This is a genomic window from Candidatus Zixiibacteriota bacterium, assembly GCA_014728145.1.
In the GTDB taxonomy this organism is placed as follows: Bacteria; Zixibacteria; MSB-5A5; order JAABVY01; family JAABVY01; genus WJMC01.
Map to the genome: position 1 here is coordinate 1 of WJMC01000023.1, position 7426 is coordinate 7426.

Consider the following 7426-nt stretch of genomic DNA (forward strand, 5'->3'; position numbering starts at 1 on the left):
ACCGCGAAGACCGTCGGTAATATTTAAAACCAGCTTCTCGCGGATGCAGGGAAACGCCAGCACCTCGGTACAGACATCGAAAAAGAGCGGTTTATGAAGCCTGCCGGTATTGCAGATTGCGCCGTAGCCGAGGTTCTTGGTAGCCATGGAAATCCCGTTGCCGGTGTTCTTAAACACTGGCACATTGATGATTTTCGTGAGTTTCTCCGTCAGCAGTTTTCCAAAATACGAATACCTGGTGTTGAAGACATGCTGATTGAGGTACTGCTGATCCTGCGGAGCGTCGACATCGGCCCAGTAATAGTTTTTCTGATCGAAGTTCGCTTCGGAGAGGTGATGACCGTTCTCATCCAGCCATCCCGAATCATCCTCAGCCTCACCCATATAGGCCGCCTCATCCATAGTCTGTAAGCCGACAATTCCTACTTTGGGAAAACGTTCGGAGGTGTAACCGGCATCGGCCAGCATATAGTCGAAGCGATCCCAGATGATGATATTTTCCCGCCTGACTCCGCCCTCTTCGAGCCACCTGATAATCTCATCTACCAGCTCCAGACGGGTATTGATCAGTCCCGCACCGACCGGGTTGACCTTGATCCCGACTACATCATCGGAGTTAAAAAACAAACCCTGTGCTTCATCTTGTCTGACCCCGGTCAGGCTTTCGATACCTGCAGTAAACATCGGTGCCAGCGCGGCCGAATTGATATTGCCATCCTGCAAGACTTTTTCGGAATATACCTCAACTGATTTCCCCGGAAACTCGCCCGGCAGAGAATACTTTCCACGCGGAACTTTAAGCGCGTCCTCGAGGTTCGTTTTCGGTTTTGGAGGCGGTTTTTGTTTCTCACCTGCCTGCGCCCACAACCCGGGATTGCCCAGGACCATCCCCCCTACCAGGACACCGGCGCTCGCGGCCGCGCCCTGTTTCAAAAAATCCCGCCGGTTTATATCCCAGCGGCCATTCATCGACCTGTAACCCCTGTCAGGCATATTACCTCCAGTGTTTAAGCCATCTCGCTTGAATCTATTAAATCTATATGCGTTTTTCAAGCCATTTGTTGCTTGCATTTTTTTTACAATTGACTTCTTGACAGTCGCCTGCTATTTGATGATCTTCCAACTAATATCCACAAGCGCGGATTTACAACTATGATTATTAAGGACAGGGAAAAAGCATCTCGCGTGGCACTTGTATTGTTTCTGCTTCTCACCGTGGCACTTCAGACTGCCCTGAAAGCCTCTGAAATATCGGAAGAACGGGCTCGTCTCGCCTGTGAAAATTTTCTGGCCGAGCAGGTTTATGAACAAAACGGGTGGCGGGAAGAGGTTTATCCGTACATAACCGGACATAAACTGACCGGAAGTGAAAAATCCGCTTTGTTTTACATCTATTCAGTGGAACCGGCAGGATTTGTTGTTGTATCGGCATGCAGTACTATGCCCCCGATTCTGGCCTATTCGCAGACACACAGGCTGGATTCCCTCCAGGCTGAAGGATTTATTGATTTCTTGATCAAGAAAGCGAATGCCCGGTCATCACGAAACGAAACTCATCCGGGCTGGCAGACCTACCTGCAGAATCCTGCTGATTTCAAATCCAGCCTCTTGAATCGCAATACTTCCCGGTTGCAAAACGGCCCGATAGTAACTACCAGCTGGCATCAGAATTCGCCCTATAACCGGGACTGCCCGGAAGGCGACGGCAGTCTTTGCATGCTCGGCTGTGTGGCTACCGCGGGGGCACAGATCATGAATTACTGGCAGTGGCCTCCCCATGGCAGGAGGACCAACACTTACTGGTGGGAGGGCGATATCTACTGTGGCGACACCTCGCAACAGGGGCAGTACCTGACCGCGGATTTCAGCGATTACTACGACTGGCCCAATATGCCCGACAGCTGTGACAATGGTTGCTCATTTCGTGACAGCGCCGCACTGGGAGAGCTGAATTACGAAGTCGCCAACGCTCTCGAGACCGTATTCTCGGTTTGTGGTTCGGCGGTCTTCGGCCTCGAAAATCACGAGATATACCACGAATACTTTTTCTACTCACCCCAGATAGAAATCACGTATTGCAATAATTACTCACTTCCAGAGTGGTTTGGCATGATTCAAAATGAGATCGATAACAATCGTCCGGTGCATTATTTCAGTTTCGATCATTCACTGGTTCTCGATGGTTACCGCTATGACGGCCAAACCTATGAAATCCACCTCAACTACGGCTGGGGCGGGCCGTTTACCGGCTGGTACGTCCTCGATGAACTGACCTGCGACTGGAATGGATCAGGCATGAAAAGCAGTGGCGATGACTATATGTATATCGGCATCGAACCCTGGCCGGAAGCGCAGTTGCGCTTCGTCGGCGCCGAAGTGATCGATACTCTCGGCAACGGCGATGGTCACGCTTCGCCCGGCGAAACTATCGAGCTCGAACTGGCGGTCTCCAACGATGGCTGGGATGCTTACGGGGTCAGGAGCGAAATCGAGAATGAACTCGAGCATATGCTGATTACGAATTACCAGATCGATTTTGCCGACACAGTTTATGCCGATTCAATCACAGTGTCCTCGAACAACTTCGAATTCAGGATCAGCAACAACTGCCCGGACCCGTACTATGTCGAAATCAAACCCTCGGTTTATGAGCAAAGCGGAGACCATATAGTAGATTCATTCATTCTATATGTTGGCAATCAAACCAGTTTCTATGACGGTTTCGAGGACGGCCAGGGCTTCTGGCGTCATGAAAGCAAAACCGAAGAACAGGTGAATGAATGGCATATCGATTATTTCCGCAGTCACAGCGGTCAAGCCAGTTTCAAGGCCGGAGGCGAAGGCTTAAACCATTACTCCAATAATTCAGCCGCCCTGTTGATTTCACCGCCGTTTCTTTTACCACCCGAACCCCGGCTCAAATTCTGGCACTACCTCCAGACTCCGCTTTTGGGCAGACTGAGCGGTGATGGCGGTACGGTTTTCATCAGCGACGGTATCAATCCGCCCGAACTGCTCGTACCGGAAGGCGGTTACACGCATTTTCTGGACAGCCTGCCGTGCTATTCCGGGAGCTTTGGCTGGAGCGAGGCGGAATTCGATCTCGCCGATTACTCCGGTGTCTACCAGATAATATTCCTGTTCAGGTCCGACCTGCGAGCTACCGCCGAGGGCTGGTATGTCGATGATTTCAGGATATTCAGCGGGATTATGTGCGGTGATGCCAATTCCGATGACATTATCGATATATCCGACATGGTCTATATCATCAATTACGTCTTTATGATGGGCAGTCCGGCACCAGAGCCAGCCTGCCGCGGTGACGCTTCCGGTGATGATGTAATCGATGTGACCGATGCTGTCTACCTGATGAACTATACTTTCGGAAGCGGTTCCCCTCCACCTCCGGGATGTTGCGATTGATCTGCGAGCCGGATCAGACGTGGTTGCGAAGCATCAGTTCCTTCGGATGCGGATTTAGATAAATCTGGTCCTTGATATAATCGACATCGAGCACATCGATATAATGGCGCAAAAGCGTGATCGGCACCACCAGAGGTATCAGCTCCCTGTGATAATCATCCAAAACCTTCAGGATATCCGCCTTCTCATTCGATGACAGTTCCTTTTTAAGATAGCCGAGGATATGCTGAAGCACATTCATGTTCTTCTTGACCGTAGTCTTGTAAGTCAGTGTTTCCATGAACATACGGCTGTACTCGTCTTTGAATTCAACAGGTTTATATTTTGCTATCGCCGCGACCATCCTGCCCAGCAGACGGTAATGTTTCTGGCTGTGTGCCAAAAGCAGGTATTTATGACGGGTATGAAAGTCGATAACATCTTTTCTCTTGAAACCGCTTTCGAACAGGTTTATGAGCCGGTTGTAAGCGAAAATCCGTACGATAAAATTTTCACGCAGGCGGGAGTCATTGAGCCGGCCTTCCTCCTCCACCGGCATAAGTGGAAATTCCTCCATCAGCGGATGAGCGTACATCCCCACACCTTTTTTTTCCGCGCCACCACCGCCTTCATGGTAGACCTTGACACGCTCCATCCCGCAACTGGGCGAATCCTTTTTAAGTATATATCCACTGAGTTTATCAAGCCTGAGCTGGCGTACTCTTTCTTGTGAATACTTTTTGATTCGATCTGTCCAGTCCTCGCCGGTTTTATTTCCGACCATACGCGGGTCGTCAATTTCTCCGACCAGCCTGACCGATTCACGCGGGACACCCATACCGACTTCGATTTCCGGGCAGACTGGAATAAACTTAAAATATCCTCCCAGGATATCGGTCAGGTAACGGTCTTTCTTGTGACCTGAATCGAATCGGACCGGCTGGCCCAGGAGGCAGGCACTGATCCCCACCCTGATCGGTATTGACTTCTTATTGTCTGTCTTCATAGCTCAATGCACCTCGACTTCTATGCTGAGTATGTATTTTTTCCGCCTTATCCGCCAGCGCTTTTGCCATCCCCCTGAATACCAGGGCATGGATCGGTAAAAGTGAAAACCAGTACAGGTGACCGAACAGTCCACGCGGATAGTATCTCGCCGTCTGCACCAGCTTCGCTTTATTGGGTCCGAGAGGATCAACTTTGAATTCCAGCCAGGCCTGCCCCCAGACCTTCATCTCGGCCCGCAAAAGAAGCTGTTTGCCGGGCTCATATTCTTCCACTCGCCAAAAATCCAGCGCGTCACCGACATCGATCATTACAGGGTGTCGTCTCCCCCGCCTGAGCCCCACACCACCCATCTGCTTATCGATAAACCCGCGCAGCTTCCAGAGCCGGTCGGCGTACATCCAGCCGTTTTCGCCCCCGAGCGAGGAAACCGTATGAAATAGTATCTCCGCTGGTGCCGAGACTTCGACCTCACGCTTGTCTGTCATGATATGCGTCGAGTCGATCTCTGTCAGGCGCGTGTTGCTGTCAGCGTCGATCCAGGCGGTTTCCACCTGGTGAGCTTTGGTTTTGACCAAAGCGCGTTCGGCCGCCTGCCGGAAATCGATTGTCTCGAATCCAAAGATCTTTTCCGCCAGGTCATTTTCGCGGACTGTCTCGTGCTTTAAGCCTTCAATCAACGGCCGGGCCAGTGAGGCCGGAATCGGAGTCACGAGGTTGACCCAGTACGACGACAACCGCGGAGTCAGAACCGGCACTGAAATCATGAATCGTTTCAAACCGAGGACATTCCCGACTTCAATCATCATATCTTTATATGTCAACACTTCCGGACCACCTATATCAATAGTTTTACCGGAGGATTCCTCTTTTTGTACAGCTTCGGTCAGAAAACGCAGGACATCGGCAATCGAAATCGGCTGGGTGCGTGTATACACCCAGCGGGGGCAGATCATCACAGGCAGGCGGTTGACCAGGTGATGGATAATCTCAAATGACAAACTGCCCGACCCGACGATTACCGCCGCCCTGAACTCGGTTACCGGCACACCGGATTCACGTAAGATATCACCGACCTCATGCCGGCTGGAGAGATGCGCAGACTGCCCGGACTGGCGTCTTCCCAGACCGCCCAGGTAGATTATTCTCCGGATATTCTCGGCTGATGCGACCTGACCCGCGTTTTCCGCCGCTTTACGGTCCAGATCCTGAAAACTCCCCCCACCGGAAGTCATCGAATGTACCAGGTAATAAACGATCTCCTGCCCCCGGAAAGCATCGGCCAGAGTTTCCGGCTTGAGCACATCGCCCTCTACCAGCTTTACACCCGAAGCCCATTTCCGGGCAGTTGCCTTGCGGATGTCGCGCACAAGGCAGGTAACCTGATGGTTGTGTTCCAGAAGTTTAGGTATCAGCCTCCCGCCCACATATCCGGTCGCGCCGATTACCAAAATTTTAGACATGCTGAAGCCCCCATAATTGATTCGATATTTTACGTCCCGTTAAGATAACCGGGGATAATCACAAAAAGTGCCGTGTTAAGCAAGATATCAGGATTCAATTAGATTTTCCGGCTATAAATTGTGGAATTTCCGCATGAAATTCGTATCTTATTATAAATAAACAGAAAATATCGGGGAGATACAATGAAAAACATCCACGCCATCGGAATTATTCTAATAACATTCTTCGTTCAAATAATACTGATGCCCGCGATTGCAAGATCTGAAAACGTCGGCATCTCACCGCAACTGTTAGAGCAGATGCGTTCCGCGGCCAGGTATACCGGACCCGAGAAGGCGATCTACAACTCGCTGATCAATAACGAAATTAAGAAGCTGGCGCTCGACCAGGAAAAAGTCAATCATCACCTTGACCTCTTCAACGTTACCGTCAAGACTAAGGGAATTACCGACCAGAATTCCTCAGGGCGATGCTGGCTTTTTGCCAGCTTGAATCTCCTGCGCCCGATGATGATCGAAAAATACAAGCTCAACAAATTTGAATTCTCACAAAACTACCTGGCATTCCATGACAAGCTTGAAAAGGCCAATAAATTCCTGGAAGCGATGATCCTGATGCGCGACCGTGACATCTATGACCGGGAACTGCAGGACTTTTTGCGCTCTCCATTCGGCGATGGGGGTTGGTGGTTCTACACCGTCGAACTGATTGAAAAGTATGGTTGTGTGCCCAAGTACGCCATGCCCGAAACCAAAAGCTCATCCAAAACGGGCATGATGAACAGCGTCATCTCCCGAAAACTCCGTAAAACCGCGTCTGAATTCCGCCGGATGGCAGACCGGGGAGCCACAGAGGATGAACTTCGCGCCCACAAAGAACAGGTCATGGTCGAAATCTACCGTATGCTGACCTTGAACCTGGGTATACCGCCGACCGAGTTTACCTGGCGCTACGAAGACCGCGATACAGTCGTCAGCAAACCCAAGCTGTATACTCCGCGAGAATTTTACGATGAAGTTGTCGATATCGACCTGCGTGACTATGTCACCCTGGCAGATCATCCCGGAGTGGAGAAATACAAAAACTATTATCATCGCTACAGCCGAAATATGTTTGACAAGTCCGATGAAGCTTACCTGAATCTTCCGATCGACAGCCTTAAATCCTATGCCCTGCAGACCCTTTTGAACGGCGAACCTGTGGTTTTCGCCTGTGATGTCGGCGAGGACAGTGATAACGACCACGGCATCTTTTTGCCCGGGATCTACGATTATGAAACGATCTACGGGGTCGACCTGGAAATGGATAAGACCGAACGTTTCAAATTTTTCGAATCCAGTCCCAACCACATGATGCTGATCACAGCCTGCGATACCGCCGACGGGGGCGTGGTACGCTGGAAGGTGGAAAACAGCTGGGGTACGGATCGAGGCGACAACGGCTACTGGACCATGTATGATGATTGGTTCAATGAGCATGTCTTTGAAATCATTGTGCATGAAGACCTGCTGTCGTCTGACATCAGAAAAATGCTCAGAAGCGAACCGATCGAGCT

The 7426-nt window shown here is 50.7% G+C and carries 5 protein-coding genes; 2 read left to right on the forward strand and 3 right to left on the reverse strand.

The features are described 5' to 3' along the window. A partial coding sequence (locus tag GF404_01070) for a DUF362 domain-containing protein (GenBank protein MBD3380765.1) occupies window positions 1-969 on the reverse strand: 969 nt, incomplete at its 3' end. Between the two features lie 183 nt (window positions 970-1152). On the opposite strand from GF404_01070, the gene GF404_01075 reads away from it, so the two are divergent. Next, window positions 1153-3423, forward strand: coding sequence for a hypothetical protein (locus tag GF404_01075; GenBank protein ID MBD3380766.1), 2271 nt, complete (start codon window positions 1153-1155; stop codon window positions 3421-3423). Window positions 3424-3436: 13 nt separating this feature from the next. Here the strand turns inward: GF404_01075 and GF404_01080 are convergent, their stop codons facing one another. Beyond that, complete coding sequence (locus tag GF404_01080; protein MBD3380767.1) at window positions 3437-4408, reverse strand: DUF1722 domain-containing protein; 972 nt, start codon at window positions 4406-4408, stop codon at window positions 3437-3439. Further along, window positions 4392-5870, reverse strand: coding sequence for a DUF2867 domain-containing protein (locus GF404_01085; GenBank protein MBD3380768.1), 1479 nt, complete (start codon window positions 5868-5870; stop codon window positions 4392-4394). Before GF404_01085 ends, GF404_01080 begins: the two co-directional genes overlap by 17 nt. A gap of 183 nt (window positions 5871-6053) precedes the next feature. Between GF404_01085 and GF404_01090 the strand changes: the two genes are divergently transcribed. Then, on the forward strand, window positions 6054-7426 hold a 1373-nt coding region (locus GF404_01090; protein ID MBD3380769.1), incomplete at its 3' end, for a hypothetical protein.